General features: G+C 73.0%; 11 protein-coding genes. 7 read left to right on the top strand and 4 right to left on the bottom strand.

The features are described from left to right. Positions 1–41: 41 nt before the first annotated feature. A complete protein-coding gene (locus ACG83_RS22745; RefSeq protein WP_235498104.1) occupies positions 42–584 on the bottom strand; it encodes a hypothetical protein in 543 nt (180 codons plus the stop codon). Positions 585–1,072: 488 nt separating this feature from the next. Here ACG83_RS22745 and ACG83_RS22750 point away from each other — a divergent pair, with 488 nt between their 5' ends. From ACG83_RS22750 to ACG83_RS22760, 3 genes are read left to right on the top strand one after another with little or no spacing between them, the layout of a single operon-like run. After that, positions 1,073–1,885 (top strand): ABC transporter ATP-binding protein, encoded by an 813-nt coding sequence (locus ACG83_RS22750; RefSeq protein WP_083473464.1) that lies wholly within the window; start codon positions 1,073–1,075, stop codon positions 1,883–1,885. Next, the gene (locus ACG83_RS22755; protein ID WP_054568248.1) at positions 1,882–3,861 is read left to right on the top strand and encodes a histidine kinase; all 1,980 of its coding nucleotides are present in this window, start codon (positions 1,882–1,884) and stop codon (positions 3,859–3,861) included. Before ACG83_RS22750 ends, ACG83_RS22755 begins: the two co-directional genes overlap by 4 nt. 32 nt (positions 3,862–3,893) lie before the next feature. Further along, positions 3,894–6,641 carry an ABC transporter permease gene (locus ACG83_RS22760; RefSeq protein ID WP_235498105.1) on the top strand — a complete coding sequence of 916 codons (2,748 nt, stop codon included), beginning with the start codon at positions 3,894–3,896 and terminating at the stop codon, positions 6,639–6,641. Positions 6,642–6,992: 351 nt separating this feature from the next. On the opposite strand, the gene ACG83_RS22765 is transcribed toward ACG83_RS22760, so the two are convergent. From ACG83_RS22765 to ACG83_RS22775, 3 genes are all read right to left on the bottom strand, one after another. Next, positions 6,993–7,412: a response regulator transcription factor gene (locus ACG83_RS22765; protein WP_054568249.1), complete on the bottom strand. Its 420-nt coding sequence runs from the start codon at positions 7,410–7,412 to the stop codon at positions 6,993–6,995. Between the two features lie 49 nt (positions 7,413–7,461). Further along, positions 7,462–8,172 (bottom strand): response regulator transcription factor, encoded by a 711-nt coding sequence (locus tag ACG83_RS22770; protein WP_054568250.1) that lies wholly within the window; start codon positions 8,170–8,172, stop codon positions 7,462–7,464. Positions 8,173–8,269: 97 nt separating this feature from the next. Then, complete coding sequence (locus ACG83_RS22775) at positions 8,270–9,172, bottom strand: hypothetical protein (protein ID WP_152991493.1); 903 nt, start codon at positions 9,170–9,172, stop codon at positions 8,270–8,272. Positions 9,173–9,377: 205 nt separating this feature from the next. Between ACG83_RS22775 and ACG83_RS22780 the strand changes: the two genes are divergently transcribed. The 4 genes from ACG83_RS22780 (at position 9,378) to ACG83_RS22795 (ending at position 16,564) form a co-directional block, all read left to right on the top strand. Continuing rightward, entirely contained in the window at positions 9,378–10,073 is a 696-nt protein-coding gene (locus ACG83_RS22780; RefSeq protein WP_054568252.1) for a response regulator transcription factor, read from the top strand. 13 nt (positions 10,074–10,086) lie between these two features. Beyond that, the gene (locus ACG83_RS22785) at positions 10,087–12,264 is read left to right on the top strand and encodes a HAMP domain-containing sensor histidine kinase (RefSeq protein ID WP_054568253.1); all 2,178 of its coding nucleotides are present in this window, start codon (positions 10,087–10,089) and stop codon (positions 12,262–12,264) included. A gap of 52 nt (positions 12,265–12,316) precedes the next feature. Then, positions 12,317–14,782, top strand: coding sequence for a glycosyltransferase family 39 protein (locus tag ACG83_RS22790; protein WP_054568254.1), 2,466 nt, complete (start codon positions 12,317–12,319; stop codon positions 14,780–14,782). A 282-nt stretch (positions 14,783–15,064) separates the two neighbouring features. Beyond that, positions 15,065–16,564 carry a bifunctional glycosyltransferase family 2/GtrA family protein gene (locus tag ACG83_RS22795; protein ID WP_235498106.1) on the top strand — a complete coding sequence of 500 codons (1,500 nt, stop codon included), beginning with the start codon at positions 15,065–15,067 and terminating at the stop codon, positions 16,562–16,564. The last annotated feature ends 37 nt before the right edge of the window (positions 16,565–16,601 follow it).

Here is a 16,601-nt window from a genome sequence, read left to right on the forward strand (position 1 = left end):
GGGCACGACAGCGGGAAAGGGCAGCGGGTCAGAGCGGCGGGTCAGGCGTCGTAGCCCGGCTCGTCGCCGGGGCACTCCAGCTCGAGATCCGCGGCGACACCGGCGGGCACCAAGCCGCAGCCGACCTCGTAGCTCCCCAGCTGGACCAGCTCCCACCCCGTGGCGCCGCGGTGCAGCACACCCTCGGCACGGTCGACATCCGCCACCACGGGAACAAGCTCGACCCAGGCCCAGGACTGGTCGGACCGGGCCAGGACGGTGCCCACCACCTGATAGCTCCCGGGCGCGACGGCTGCCGTGAGCGAGCTGCCGCGGACCGCCTCGGCGATCACCGTGGACTCGTTCGACGACGGGGTCACGGTTCCCGGCCCGGCGGCCGCCGCGGTCTGGACCTCGGCCCGCGGGGCGGACACCCGAACGGCCGGGGCGGAGCCTGACGAAACGGCGAACGCTGTGCCGACCGTCACGGCGCCCGCCGCCACCACAGTGGCGGCGGCGACGGCGGGACGCGCGGCACGCGCGCGGACAGATCCCTCGGGACGCACGGACCGGCGGGGCGAGGCGGGGCGGCGGTGGCGAGCCATTGACTGCACGTACCCAGTCTGCGCAGGTAAAGCCGCCAAATCGAGTGAGTTTCCGGTCAGGCTGACGACAGACCACATCCGACCCACAGCACACGAACCATTCCCCTTGCGACGCAAGGGCTTTCTCGGCATGAGGGGACACCGACCAGCCGAATTCGCACCGGCGGCGACGGCACTCGGACCGCCGCCGGACGAGCAGTCCGGCCCTTGACGGCACCCCCGGACCCCGGACCCGGACCTCACCGAAGGCAGGCGGCAAGGAAAGGCAGGCCGCAGGCGGCAGGGAGCAGCATGGGGGCGGCCTGATCCACAGCCACGTCGATGATGCGGGGTGACGCCTGTACTCCGGCGGCAGCCGGAACGCCCGGCGAGCCGGAACCCAGGATGGGTGTTCCCCCGCGGGCCGGCATCGGGTGAAATGAGCAATCTGACGGGCGTCCGAGGACAGGAGGCCCGAGCACCGCTGCGAGGGTGAGGGGGGCGGACCGGTGTCAGACGCACCTGCCACACCGCAGGCGCCACAGAGCTCGCCGATCTCGCAGGCGCCGCCGCGGCCCGGCCCGGCCGATGCTCGAACCGGCGACGCCCGAACCGGCGGCGATGCCCGAACCGGCGACGCCGCCGTCCTGTTACGTTCCGTCTACAAGACCTTCGCCGCCGACACGGCACCGGTGCACGCGCTGCGCGGCGCGGGGCTGACCGTCGCGCACGGCGAGTTCGTCGCCGTGATGGGTCCGTCCGGGAGCGGCAAGTCGACCCTGCTGAACGTCGTCGCCGGCCTCGAGCATGTCGACGACGGCTCGGTGACCGTCGCCGGGATGTCGCTGGCATCGCGGTCCGAGGCCGATCTGGCGCGGTTACGCCGGCGCCACATCGGCATGGTCTTCCAGTTCTTCCACCTGCTGGAGACCATGACGGTCGCGGACAACGTGGTCCTGGCGGCCCGGCTGTCCGGCGTCGGCCGGCGGGCGGCGGTGCGCCGCGGGCACGACCTGCTGGATCTGCTCGGGCTGCTCGAACGCGCCGACTCGCTGCCCGGCACGCTGTCCGGTGGCCAGCGCCAGCGCCTGGCGATCGCTCGGGCGCTGGCCAACGAGCCGACCGTCCTGCTTGCGGACGAACCGACCGGCGCGCTGGACTCGGCCGGCGCCGCCGAGGTGCTGGACCTGTTCACCCGCCTGCACCGGCGCGGCCAGACCATCCTGATGGTCACCCATGATCATCAGGTCGCCGCCGGCGCCGAGCGGATCGTGACCATGCGCGACGGCCGGGTGTCCGAACGGCCCGGGGCCGGCGCATGACGGGCCCGCATCGGCAGCTGCTGGCGGCCGCGGTACTGACCGCCGCGGCGGTGACCGCGACGTGCGCCGTGCCGCGGCTGCTCGGTGGCGCGGACCCCACCTGGTCGGTACCGGTCTCGGTCGACGCGGTCCTGCTCGTCGCGGGGGTGGGTGCCGGCGCCCTGCCGTGGGCGCGGCGGCGGTCGGAGCGGCTGTTGATGATCGCCGCGGATCTCGCCTGCCTCGCCGGGATCGCGGCACTGGGCCTGGTCGCCGCGATCGCCGTGCTCGGGCATCGCCCGCTCGACGGCGGGGACGACTTCACCGGGCCGGTGCTGATCGCCACCGCCCTCGCCGCGATCACCGCCACGCGCGCACGGACCCGCGCCACGAATGTGGTCCTCGACGTGGTCCGAGGAGCCCGGTACGAGCCGGAGGACGTCCTGCGCAGGTTCGGCGAGGACGCCAGCCGGGGAGCCGACCTCGACGAGACGCTCAGCGGGCTCGGCGAGGCGCTCCGGCGCAGCCTCTCGCTGCAGCGGGTCGAGATCTGGACCGGTGCCGCCGGGCGGCTCACCGCGGCGGTCGTGCTTCCCGAGGGCTCCGGCGGCCTGCCAGGCAACGATCCGGCCACGGATCCGGGCACGCCCGGTGCTTCAGTCGCTCCCGGTACCTCAGTCGTTCCCGGCGTTCCCGGCGTTCCGCGCGCTTCGGGCACGGATGCGGCGCGATCGGGTCCGGGTGGTGGCCTCGGCGACGACATCCGCCTCGTCGAGGTGGGCTCGACGATCACACTCACGGTGAGCGACCGCGTCGCGCTCTCCCGTACCCGGGTGGCCGGCCCGGGCTGGTTGTCCCTGTGGGTGCCGGTGCTCGCCCGGATGCACGAGCACGCCCAGCTCCGGGTGATCCCGGCACGGGCCGGCGGAGCGCTGCTCGGCATGATCGTGGTGCGCAGGCCGCTGGAGGCGCCCCGTTTCTCCGAGCCCGAGGACCGCATGCTCGCCGAGCTCGGCACCCGGCTCGGCACCGTCCTGCACAACCGGCAGCTGGACGCGAACCTGCGGGACGCGCTCGCGGACCTGCGCCATGCCAACGACGAGCTGCGAGTCTCACGGGCGCGCCTGGTGGCGACCGCGGACGCCGAACGCCGGCGGATCGAGCGGGACCTGCACGACGGGGCCCAGCAGCAGCTCGTCTCGCTCGCCGTCGGGCTCCGGCTGGTCCGTGACCTGGTGGCCGACAGCGCCGACAGCGCGGACGGGGCCGACGGCGCCACCGGTACCGGCACCGACGCCGACAGCGCCGAGAACGCCGCCCGCCGGAACGAGGACGTCGCCGCGGCCGACGAGCTGCTCGCGGCCATGGCCGAGCAGGTGGCGGAGACCATCGCCGAGGTCCGCAACCTCGCCCACGGCATCTACCCGCCGCTGCTGCGTTCCTCCGGGCTGACCGAAGCCCTCCGCGCCGCCGGCCAGCGCTCGACGGTCGGGGTCACGGTGCGGGCCGACGAGATCGGCCGGTACCCGGCCGACATCGAGGCCGCCGTCTACTTCTGTTGTCTGGAGGCGCTGCAGAACGCCGCGAAGCACGCCGCGGAGTGCTCGGTGGAGCTGGTCCTGGCCGAGCGGGAGGGCGCGCTGACCTTCACCGTGCAGGACAACGGCGCCGGGTTCGACCCGCGACGGCTGGAACGCGGCCACGGCATGACCAACATGGCGGACCGGATCGGCGCCATCGGCGGGACCCTGCGCTGGGAATCCGCGCTCGGTGCGGGCACCCAGGTGCACGGCGTGGTTCCGGTCTCGATCTTCCGGGGCGACCCCGGCGACGGATCATGGCAGCCGGCGGATCTCCGCGGGTCCATGGCACCCGGCCAGCCCACGGACCCCGCGCGAGCCGTGGGTTCCGTGCGACCCGGGGGTTCCGTGCGACCCGGAGATGCCGTGCGACCCGGGGATGCCGCCGGGCACCCCGAATCAGCGGTTCCGAGGTGATCCCTGGTACCGGAACGCACCGCGGTGCCGAGGTGAGAGGCGTTCTGGGCGCCGTCCGGATGATCGCGCGCGACGAGCTGCGCCGGCGCTGGCTCGCGCTCACGGCGCTTGGCGTGCTCCTCGGCCTGGTCGTCGCGATGGTCACGGGCACGGCCACGCTGATCCGCCGCACGGCCACGGCCCATGATCGTCTCGAACGCGCCTCCGCGGTGCCCGATCTACAGGTCACCAGCTACCTCCGCCACGATCCGGGCCTGGCGGACCGGGTGGCGGGCGTCCCGGGCGTCGCCGACTCGTGGACGACCGTCGGCGCGGTCGGGCGCATCGAGAACCGGGCGTCGGTCTCCTATCTCGGCCTGATCGGTGACACCGGCGGCCCGCGGGAGCTGTACAAGCCGGTCGTGGTCGAGGGGCGCGCCTACGACCCACGGTCACCCGACGAGGTGCTGCTCGACGAACGTGCGGCCGCATGGTGGGGATTCGGTGTCGGCGACACCATCACACTGCGCCTGCTCACTCAGTCCGACTACATCAGTTTCGACACCGGCTTCGGGACACCGGGCGGGCCGACCCTGAATCTGGTCGTCACGGGTCTGACCCGCACGGCCGGCGAGAACGCGCAGCAGATGCCCGTGATGGTCACGCCGGCGCTCGCCGAGAAGCTCGACGCCGTGACGACCGTGGTCATGCTGCGGCTGGAACCCGGGCCCGAGGCCATGGGCGCCGCGACCGCCGCGCTGCGGCGCCTCGGCCAGAGCCTGAGCACCGACCCGCTCGCCCGGGAGTTCCCCACCCTGCAGGTCTCTCGGCCGGCGACGGACGGAGACGCCCGAATCGCGGCGACCCAGCGGGTCCTCATCACCGGGCTGATCGTCTTCGCCGCCGTCGTCGGCGTGGCCGGGCTCGCGGCCAGCGGCCAGGCCTTCTACCGCCATCACGCCCTCGGTGCCGGGACCCAGCACATCGAGGCGATGCTCGGCCTGCCCACGCTGGGGCGGGCCGGTGCCCGGACAATCGCGGCGCTGCCCGCCGCGGTCGTCGCCGGCACGGTCGCCACGGCCGGGCCGCTGCTGGCAGGCCGGCTCGAACCGCTGGGGCCACTCGCCGGTATGGAGCCGCACCCGGGCTATGCCGGGCACACCGCGCTCACCTGCCTCGCCGCCGCGGCGGGAATCATCGCGACTGCGCTGCTCGCCGCCACAACCGCGGTGCGGGCCGGTCACCGGCCCGCCCGGCTCAGCCGGGCGAGGCCGGCCGGCCGAGCCGCCCGCTTTCCGGGCCGAGCGGGGCTGTTTCCAGGCCAGTCCGTGCCGTTCCCGGGCCGGTCCTCGGCCGGCACCGGCCCCGGCCCCGGCGTCGGCGTCGGCGCGAGTCCGGGTTCGGGCCGGCCGGTGGGTGCCGTGCTCGGCGGGCGTTCGTCGTCGATCAGGCGACCGATCTCGCCGGCGACCCACACCACCCGCGGCGTGGTGGGCCGGCGTGGCCCGCTCTGGCTGTGGCTCGGTGCCTCGTTCGCGCTCGCCCGGGGGCAGGACCGTCCGGTCGCCGCCCGGCGCCCACCGATCACCGGCACGGCGATCGGCATCACCGCCCTGATCGCCGCCGCCACCATCGCCACCAGCATGAACCGCCTGGTCGACGATCCGCACCGCTACGGCCGGAACGCGGACCTGGAGGTCACCGACGCCCGACCGAAGATCATCGCCCAGCTCGCCGAAGACCCCCGGGTCGCCGCGGTCAGCATGCTCGACGTCTCGACGGCGACGATCGAGATCGACGACCAGGGGCACGCGCTGCCGTCACCGGAACCGGAGGTGGCCAGCGGCCCCGGCGACGCCGGTCCGGGTGCGATCGGCCGCGGGGACGTCGCCCCCGGCGAGGACGTCACCGTCTACGCGCTCTCCCCCAAGCCACTCCCCGCCAAACCGCGCCCCGCCGCCGGCACGGTTGCCCGCACGGATTCCCGCACGGCCGCCGACCAGGATGTCGGCCCGGATGTCGGCCCGGATGTCGGCTGGACGATCTTCGAAGGTGCCCGGCCGACCCGGACGAACCAGGTCGCCCTCGGCCCACGCACCGCAAGCCGCTTCGGCCTCGGAATCGGGGACCATCTCAGCGTGGCCACGAACACCGGTGGACATGCCCAGCTCCAGGTCGTCGGCATCGGGGTCGGCCCGGTCCTGGGCGGCGAACGCCTCGGCGAGAGCATGCTGGTGGCACCGGACATGCTGACCCGCATCCAGCGGACCCAGCCGATGCGCAGCGCGCTGGTCCGGGCCATCCCGGAGACGGACCCCGCGACCTTCGCCGCGGCGCTGGGAACCGAATACGAGATCGACACCGGGCGGGTCCCCGGCGAGGTGGCGAACCTCGGCGGCATGGGCCGGCTGCCCGCGATGCTGCAGACCGTGCTCGCCGCGCTCGCCGTCGCCGCGGCCGGCCACGCGGTCGGGACCACCTGCCGCCACGCGCAGCGCGAGCTCGCGATCCTGCGCACGCTCGGTTTCACACCGACCCAGACCGCCCGGATTCCGCTGGTCACGTCCTGCGTGACAACCGCGCTGGCGGTCGCCGTCGGTGTTCCCCTCGGCCTGTTGCTCGGACGTCTGGCCTGGTGGGAGATCGCCACCGCCACCGGCGTCGCGACCAGCCCGGCGATTCCCGTCAGCCTGCTCGCCGCACTGCCGCCGGCGGTGATCCTGATCGGCCTGGTCCTCGCCGCGCCACCGGCGTCACGGGCCGGGCGGTTGCTCCCCGGCGCCCTGCTGCGCCGCGAGTGATCCGGGCACGGCCAGACCTGGATCCCCAGCTTCGGACGGCTGCAGATTCGCATTTCACGAACGCGGCCGGACCTCCAGGAGCCCGAGAGCCGGGTAGCCCCGGTAGCCCGGTTTGACAAGTCGCAAGAGTGAACGATTCTGGTCGTTCCAACGACCGAAATCCTTCTTTCTTGCGGGTCGCCAGGCGACCGCGTGCCCTTTTTGCCCGCTTAAGGTCGAATTCGCCGGTGCTGCGCGGCGGTGCGGGATCCTCGACGGGTGGCCGTGCGGGCGGGGTTCGCCCTCCGTCAGCACGGCTGCGCCAAGTCCATGCGCGCTGGGCTACGAGCCGCCGCCGAGCGCGGCGCCGTTCTAGGCGGGAGCGGGAGCGGGGGCGGGTGCGTCCGGCGGGCCGTCCGGACCGTGGCGGCGCCAGATGTCGCGCAGCACGCTCGGCGCCAGGTCCTCCTTGCACAGGTAGTCCAGCCCGCTGTCCGCGACGGCGGCCGGCAGATCCGTCCGGACGTAGGTCGAGCACAGGACGACCACCGTGCCCGGCGCGTCCTGCTGGATCCGCGAACCGGCGACCACTCCGTTGATGCCCGGCAGGTTCACATCCATCAGCACCAGGTCGGGGCGCAGCCGCGCGGCGGCGGTCAGGGCGTCCTCGCCCGTCTCCGCCTCACCGGCCAGTACGAAGCCCGCCGCGCGGCGGAGCACCGCCCGCACGGCCAGCCTGAAGGGGCGCTGGTCGTCGACGACCAGCACGGAGACCGCCGGGGAGGAGCTCATGTCCGTAGTCTCGCCGCAGCGGGCACCGGCGCCCAAGGGTGCAGCCATGTCATGACGTCGGTGTGGCTACCTTCCCCGTCGGCCCGCCGGCCGGGTGGTTCCCCGAATGCAGAAAGAGCAGAACCGCCTTGACCCGCCGGTTCAGATCCGGCTCATCGGTCAGGCCGAGCTTCGCGAAAATCGAGTTGCTGTGCTTCTCCACCGCACGCTCGGACAGCACGAGCGCAGCCGCGATCGCCGCGTTGCTCCAGCCCTGCGCCATGTGGCTGAGCACTTCCAGCTCCCGGGGCGTCAGCCTTTCCAGCTCGCTGGGCTGCCTGCGCGCGCTCGCGGCGACGAGCCCCTCGACCACGGCCGGGTCGATCACCGACTCGCCGGCCGCGACGGCGCGGATGGCCCGCAGCAGGTCGTCCACCCCGGCCACCCGCTCCTTGAGCAGGTAGGCGCGACCAGCCGATCCGCCTTCCAGCAACGCCAGGGCATAGGTGGCCTCGGCATGCTGGCTGAGCACGACCACGCCGACCTGCGGCCGCTCGCGGCGCAGCCACCCCGCGACCTTGATGCCCTCGTCCGACCGGGACGGCGGCATCCGGATGTCGGTGACCACCACATCCGGATCATGGTCGAGGACGGCCTGCTCCAGCGACGGGCGATCGGTCGCCGTGCCGACCAGCTCCAGGCCGTCCGCCCGCTCGATAAGGGTCGCAAGACCATGCCGGAGCAGGGCATTGTCCTCAGCGAGAATCACACGAACGGCCATTGGACCACTTTAGGCCCGCCCAGGTGCGCACAAACAGCCACGCGAACACGACTGGCGTCCGAGAACGTGACCGTCTTGCGACAGCGGGCGGTGCCGTTCACGCCGCCGCGACCGCCGTTCCCGTCTCGGTGCCACCGCGTCCCCGCTCGATCAGCTCGGCTGTCGGGACCACCGTGACCTGCTGCGCGAGCGGACCGGCCAGACCAGGTGGGACGGGGCCGCCGCCACGGTCAGCGGTGGAATCCGCCTGACTCGAACCACTTGAATCGCTCGAACCGCTCGAACCACCGCCGGGAACCGAGCCCTGACCGGTCGTCCCGCCCTGCTGCTGGCCCTGTCCCAGGCCTTGCCCCAGGCCCTGGCTGGGGAGCTGGCCCTGGAACTGGCCGCCCTGGCCCTGGGACAGACCACCCTGGCCGGTCGAGCCCTGCCCGGTCGAGCCCTGGCCGCCCTGACTGCCGGTGCCGCCGAACTGGTTGCCGAGCTGGTTGGTGAACTGCCTGCCACCGCCGAAGCCGCCGAAGCCACCGCCGCCCTGGCTGTCCCCGAGGCTGCTGGCGTTCACGGCGGCCGCCCCGCCGACACCGAGAGCGATCGCGATGGCCCCGGCCACGAGCGTGCGGCCCAGGCCCCAGGTATGTGGCCCCGCGGATTTCGCCGACGCGGGCGGCACCGGACCGGCCGCGGCCCCCACCACCGGCGGCGGGCCGTCCAGACTCGAACCACCCGTGCTCGCAGAACCGGGGTTCGGGGCCGGCCAGGCCCACTGGCCCGAGGTATGCCACGGTTCCGGCAGCGGCGCCGCGATCACCGGAGGCGCTGCGGGCGCGGGTGGCGTCACTGCCCCTGGTGGCGTCACGGGCAACGGTGGCGTCACGGGCAACGGCAGCTGTGCGGGTTGGAACAGTGCCGGAAGCTGAGCCTCTCCCCCGTCTGACGGCGAGGGCGGCCCACCGGCTGGCGGGGACGCGGGCGGGTCGGTCGGACCGACATGACTCATGTCCGTGCTCCTCGTCCCGGCGGGTCAGGTGCCGCGCCGTCGGGAAGCAGAGTTCGCCGTGAACCTGTGAGTGGCCTGTGACGATGCTGGGTGCCGGATGTGTGATCGCACCGGCCGCTCGGCGTCCCGCAGAGGAGCGAAGGAACACAGCCAGTACACAGATGATCTTCAGCAATCACACAGGAAGCGGTCGCATTCTGGCGACATGCAGCCGTCGAGCCCCCGCATCCTTGTCGTTGACGATGAGAGCACCCTCTCGGAGCTGCTGTCCATGGCCCTGCGGTACGAAGGCTGGGAAGTACAGACCGCCCCCGACGGGCGCGGCGCGCTGAAGGTCGCCCGAGATTTCCGCCCCGACGCGGTGGTCCTCGACATCATGCTGCCGGACATGGACGGCCTCGAGGTGCTCCGCAAACTGCGCGCGGAGAGTCCGGACGTGCCCGTCCTCTTCCTCACCGCGCGCGACGCGGTCGAGGACAGGGTGGCCGGCCTGACCGCGGGTGGCGACGACTACGTCACGAAACCGTTCAGCCTGGAGGAGCTCGTGGCCCGGCTGCGCGGCCTGCTGCGCCGGCTGCACCGCTCCACGCTCAGCGACGGCGCGGTGCTGGTTGTCGGCGACCTCATCATGAACGAGGAGAGCCGGGAGGTCAGCCGCGCGGGCCAGGAGGTCCGGCTGACGGCGACCGAGTTCGAGCTGCTGCGGTTCTTCATGCGCAACCCCCGCCGGGTGCTGAGCAAGGCGCAGATCCTCGACCGGGTGTGGAACTACGACTTCGGCGGGCAGGCGAACGTCGTCGAGCTGTACGTCTCGTACCTGCGCCGGAAGATCGACGCCGGCCGGCAGCCGATGATCCACACCATGCGTGGCGCCGGCTACGTGCTCCGCCCGGCGACCTGAGCCGGCCGCCGCAATGACGGAAGCCCCCGCCGGTATCCCCGGCGTGCCAACCTTCGGCCACCACATCCCCAGCCACCACGCCGCGAGTCACCACACCACCAGTCACCACGCGAGCGGGCCCGTCGGCGTGCGGCGGCGGCGCGGCCCGGCCGGCTGGTCGCTGCGGACCCGGCTGCTCGCACTCCTGCTCGCACTCCTGGCCGTCGTGTCGGCAGTGATCGTCCTGGTCACTCTGGTCGCGCTGCGCGGGGTCCTCGTGGACCAGCTCGACGAGCGGCTGCACGACGCAAGTGAACGCTGGAACATGGCGGATCCCTCGCTGCGGCCGAACTTCCTGCCAGGCACCACCGGATCCGGTGGCAGTGGCAGTCTCCGCCAGGGCACCGGTGCCGGCATCGGCACGATCACACCGGCGGCGTCCACGCAGCTGTCCGCGTTCCTGGGCAGGCCTGGTCAGACCGTGGGCACTCTTGGCGCGGTCCTCGAACTCCGGGACTCCGTGCCCTTCAGGCCCGCCATCGGCCCGGAGAACCCACCCACTGCGCTGAATCCGAACGTCGCCGAGCTCATCGAGCAGATCAACGCAGCAATCTTCGACGGCGGCTCCGGCTCCGAGATCACCCTGACGGACACGGACGCCGCCACGGTGGCGCAGGTTCCGCTGGACGGCAACGCACACACCCTGACGATCGGCGACCACGGCGACTACAGACTGACGGCCCGCCTCTCCGGAGACGGAAGCCGGATCCTGGTCACGGGCCTGCCGATGGACGAGGTCGGCGCGACCCTGACCAGGACCGCGGCGATCGGAGCGCTCGTCGCGGCGCTCGGCGTGCTCGCTGCCGCGATCGCGGGTGGGGCGATCGTCCGGGTGACGCTGCGCCCGCTGAGCCGGGTGGCGGCGACGGCGGCGCGGGTCGCCGAGCTGCCGCTGCACCGCGGCGCCGTCGACCTTCCGACGCTCGGGCCGGACGTCGACACCGACCCGCGTACCGAGGTCGGGCAGGTCGGTGCCGCGCTCGGCCGGATGCTGGGCCACATCGGGGACGCGTTCGACGCCCGGCACGCCAGCGAGACGCGGATGCGCCAGTTCCTCGCCGACGCCAGCCACGAGCTGCGCACACCGCTCGCCGCGATCAGCGGGTACGCCGAGCTGACCCGGCGCACCAGGGACACGGTTCCGCCGGACGTCATCTACGCCATGGGCCGGGTCGAGTCGGAGAGCGCGCGGATGACCGCGCTCGTCTCCGATCTGCTGCTGCTGGCCCGCCTCGACTCCGGCCGGCCGCTGGTCCGGGAGACCGTGGACCTGTCCAGGCTGGTGGTGGACGCCGTCAGCGACGCCCATGTCGCCGCGCCCACGCACCGCTTCGAGCTCGACCTGCCCAGCGAGCCGGTCACGACGACCGGTGACCCCGCACGTCTGCACCAGGTGCTGACCAATCTGCTCGCGAACGCCCGCACCCACACCCCGCCGGGAACCCGGGTGACTGCCCGGCTGACCACCCAGGCCCGACCGGCGCCGCCCGGGAGCCTCACACCCCCGGGTGTGCCCGGGCCGCTCGTCTGGTGTGCCGTGCTGCAGGTGATCGACGACGGGCCGGGGATTCCGCCCGAGCTGCTTCCCAAGGTCTTCGAACGGTTCGCCCGGGGTGACAGTTCGCGCTCGCGCGCCGCCGGCAGCACCGGTCTCGGGCTGTCGATCGTGTCCGCCGTGGTCGAGGCCCACCACGGCCGGGTCGAGGTGGCCAGCCGGCCCGGCCAGACCGTGTTCACGGTTCTCCTGCCGGTGGGCACGGCCACCGGCCCCCGCTACCGGCCGAGGCCCGACCTCATGCTCACCACGGGGCAGGAAGCTGACGCGGCCGACTGGACGCCCGACCTCGCGGAGCCTGGTGCCGGAGGGGCCGGAGGGGCCGGAGGGGCCGGACCGGAGTCCCACCCTGCGGCCGAGCCGGCTGCCCCACCGCAACCCGCCCGCACGAGCTGGCCCGTTGCCGCGCCTGTCGCCGGGCCCGTTGCCATGCCCGTTGCCGAGCCCGTTGGCGGGCATATGTCGGCCGGGACGGAGACTGCGGCGCCGGGCCGTCCGAGCGCGGCCCATCCGGGCGGCGGGCCGGGGCGTGGCCGCCGAGCCCGGGCGAAGGAGATCGTCCACGCTCCCCACCGGGACGCCCACCCTCACAGGTGACGCACAGGCCGATCACAAGGACCGGAAAGGTCCCCGGCCGAGCCTGATACGTATGCCGAGCTCACCGACGTCGCCACTACCGACCGACCAGGCCGGTCCTCCGGGGGGAGTGGGGGCCGGGCCATGGCCCGCCGCCAGCTCCACCCCGGGTGGTGCCAGCCCCTCGCCCGCCCGACGCGACGGCCTGTACCCGGGCCCGGAGCCGGAGCAGCCCACCTTCCTCTGGTCCAGCGAGGCGACCCTGCCGGACCTGCACCGGCCGGTGCGGCAGGCCCCGCCGCCGGACACGGACTGGGGCTGGGGCAGTACCGGAGCCGGCGGCGGAACGCCCGGCGACCAGCCCGGCCCGGCTTCAGGTCCCGGCCCGGCTTCCGGTAAGGACGCGGCGGACGGCGGACGGCTCGCCCGGCTGGTGCGGGGGCGTCCGGATGATCCGCGCTGGGTGCGTCCCGCGCTGTTCGGGCTGCTGGTGGCGACGGCCGTGCTCTACCTGTGGGATCTGGGCGCCTCGGGCTGGGCGAACGCCTTCTACTCGGCTTCGGCCCAGGCCGGCTCGGTCAGCTGGAAGGCGATGTTCTACGCGTCGTCCGACGCGGGGAACGCCATCACCGTCGACAAGCCGCCGGCCGCGATGTGGGTGATGGCGCTGTCGGCCCGCATCTTCGGGGTGAACTCCTGGAGCATCCTCGTCCCCGAGGCGCTGATGGGCGTCGGCTCGGTCGGGCTGCTCTACCTCACCGTGCGCCGGGCGTTCCCCGCGGGCGCCGCGCTGCTCGCCGGGGCGGTCCTCGCGCTCACCCCGGTCGCGACGCTGATGTTCCGCTTCAACAACCCGGACGCACTGCTGGTGCTCCTGCTGATCGCCTCGGTGTACGCGACCCTGCGCGCCATCGAGACCGCCAGCACCCGGTGGCTGGTGTGGGCCGGGGTGTTCATCAGCTTCGGCTTCCTGACGAAGATGCTGCAGGCGCTGCTGATCGTCCCGGTGCTGGCGATCGCCTACCTCGCCCTCGCACCGACCCGCTTCACCCGGCGGCTCTGGCAGGTCGGTGCCGGGACCCTGGGCCTCGTCGTCCCCGCCGGCCTGTTCATCGCGATCGTCGAGCTCGTCCCGGAGTCGTCGCGCCCGTACATCGGCGGATCGCAGCACAACAGCATTCTTGAGCTCACCCTCGGCTACAACGGCCTCGGCCGGCTCACCGGGGACGAGACCGGAAGCGTCGGCGGCGGTGGCGGTGGCGGTGGCGGCATGTGGGGCTCCACCGGTTGGGGCCGGATGTTCGGCTCGGAGATCGGCACCCAGGTCTCCTGGCTGATCCCGACCGCGCTCGTCCTGCTGGTCGCGGGCCTGTGGGTGACCAGGCGGGCCGCCCGGACGGATCCGGCCCGCGCGGCGTTCGTGGTCTGGGGCGGCTGGCTGCTGATCACCATGATCGTGTTCAGCCAGATGAAGGGCATCTTCCACGCCTACTACACGGTGGCGCTCGCGCCGGCCGTCGGCGCGCTCGTCGGTATGGGTGCGGCGGTTCTGTGGCGCCGGCGGGAGCACCCGCTCGCCACGGCCACCCTCGCCGGCACGCTGACGCTGACGGCGATCTGGTCCTACGTCCTGCTGAACCGCACTCCCGACTGGCATCCGTGGATTCGCTGGGCGGTGCTGATCATCGGCTTCGCCGCGGCGCTGCTCTTCGTGGTCTACCGCTGGCTGCCCCGAGCCGCCCGACTGGCGGTCGTGACCGCGGCCCTGGTCGCCGCGCTGCTCGGCCCGCTGGGGTATTCGATGGCGACCGCGGCGGTGCCGCACACAGGTTCGATCCCGTCGGCCGGGCCGAGCGGGAGCGGCGGATTCGGTGGCATGGGCGGCGGCGGCCGCGGCGCCGCCTTCGGTGGGGGCCAGAACGGCACCGGCCAGGGCACCTTCCCAGGTGGCGGCACCGGCACGTTCCCCGGCGGCGGCACGGGTGGGTTCCCCGGCGGCACCGGGCAGAACGGCGGTGGCCAGAACGGCACCGGCCAGGGTCAGGGCACCTTCCCCGGCGGCGGCACCACGGGCGGCCTCGGTGGCGGTGTCGGCGGCATGGGTGGCGGCGGCGGTATGGGCGGCCTGTTGGGAGCCACCGATCCCAGCGACGAGATCCTCGCGCTGCTGGAGCAGGACGCATCGTCGTACACCTGGGTGGCCGCGTCCGTCGGGTCGAACAACGCGGCCGGCTACCAGCTCGCCACCGGCGACCCGGTGATGGCGATCGGCGGCTTCAACGGCAGCGACCCGTCCCCGACGCTTGAGCAGTTCAAGCAGTACGTCGCGGACGGCCGCATCCACTACTTCATCGGTGGCGGCGGATTCGGCGGGCAGAGCGGTGGCAGCCAGGCATCCAGCGAGATCGCCGCCTGGGTGCAGGAGAACTTCACCGCCACCACCGTCGACAATGTCACGCTCTACGACCTGACCGCCTCGGCCTCGACCTCGGCGACGTCCTCCGCGTCGGGGAGTTCCTCGGGCAGCTCAAACACCTGATCCGGACTAATCCAGCACTAACCAGCAGGGCACGAAAGTGGTGGCCGGATGGTTCCTCTGCGGACCATCCGGCCACCACGCGTCCCAGCCTTCTCGTATTCGGAATCTTCAGCAGGATCGCCATGTTTCCTTTTCGTTCCCCCTTTTCGAAAGGTTGCGGAGCGGGCTCACAGCGAGCGCACAGCACTGCCACACGGCCGGCACAGCCCACCCGTCGACAGTGAGGCTATGACCACGGATGCCTGGACCGGCGGCACGACAGCGACCAGGACGGACGCCGCAATGCCGGCGCGACACGGGGAACCGGGGAGCCGATCGGAAACAGCCCACCGCGCCGACCACCCGGTCGGCACACAGCGAGGCTTCTTCACCGAACCGGCACGGCGCACCGCGCCGGCGGGCGGCACCGACCTGGTACCCAGGCCCCGCAGCGAACGACTTTTCACGGATCGCCCGGTTCTGGACGTAGTCATTCCCGTCTACAACGAAGAAAACGACCTGGCGCCCTGCATAGCCCGGCTGCACACACATCTGCGGACGACATTTCCGTACCCTTTCCAGATCACGGTCGCCGACAACGCCAGCACGGACCGGACGCTGGCGATCGCGTATGCGATGGAGGCCGAGCTCCCCGAGGTCTCGGTGATCCACCTCGACGTCAAAGGGCGCGGCCGGGCCCTGCGCGCGGCCTGGGGTGTCTCGACCGCACCCGTCCTGGCCTACATGGACGTCGATCTCTCGACCGACCTGGCCGCACTGCTCCCCCTGGTCGCCCCGCTGATCTCCGGGCATTCGGATCTCGCGATCGGGACCCGGCTCGCCCGCTCCTCCCGGGTGGTGCGCGGGCCGAAGCGCGAGGTGATCTCCCGCTGCTACAACCTGCTGCTGCGCGGCATGCTCGCCGTCCGGTTCACCGACGCCCAGTGCGGTTTCAAGGCCATCCGCGCGGATGTCGCCGGGAGCCTGCTGCCGCTCGTCGAGGACAGCGGATGGTTCTTCGACACCGAGATGCTGGTCATCGCGCAGCGCAGCGGGCTGCGCATCCACGAGGTTCCGGTCGACTGGGTCGACGACCCGGACAGCCGGGTGGACGTCGTCGCGACCGCGATAGCCGACCTGAAGGGCGTCGCCCGGCTCGGCCGTGCGCTTGGCACCGGGGCGCTGCCGATCGCCGAACTGCGCCGCGAGTTCGGGCGAGCACCACTGAACGGAGCCTCGATGGTTGCAGGAAACGGGGCCAGCCTGGGCCCGGGAGCGGGCGCCGGGGCGGGGGCGGCCACGGCCGCGGCCGGCGCCGTGGGAACGCGCGGCGCCGGAACACGCGGCGCGGGCGGGCCGGTGCCCGGGGTCCCGGCGGGGTTGACCCGGCAGCTGGTGCGCTTCACCGGCGTCGGGGTCGCCAGCACGCTGGCCTACCTGCTGCTGTTCCTGCTGCTGCACGGCGCCACCGGCGCCCAGGCGGCGAACCTCATCGCGCTGCTGGTGACGGCGATCGCGAACACGGCGGCGAACCGCCGGCTCACCTTCGGCGTCAGCGGCCGTGACGACGCGGGCCGCCACCATCTGCAGGGCCTGTTCGTCTTCGCGATCGGCCTCGCGCTGACCAGTGGCTCGCTGGCCGCCCTGCACGCCGTCAGCGACGACCCCGGCCGGCTCCCCGAGCTGAGCGTGCTGGTGCTCGCGAACCTGGCGTCGACCGTGATCCGGTTCCTGCTTCTGCGCGCCTGGGTGTTCCATCCGTCCCGGCTGCGCCGCCGCGCCCGCCACGGCGGCACCGCCTGACCGCTCCACGAACGCGACCGGGACTGGACCTCCGAGC

The sequence above is a fragment of the Frankia sp. R43 genome, from assembly GCF_001306465.1.
GTDB lineage: Bacteria > Actinomycetota > Actinomycetes > Frankiales > Frankiaceae > Parafrankia > Parafrankia irregularis.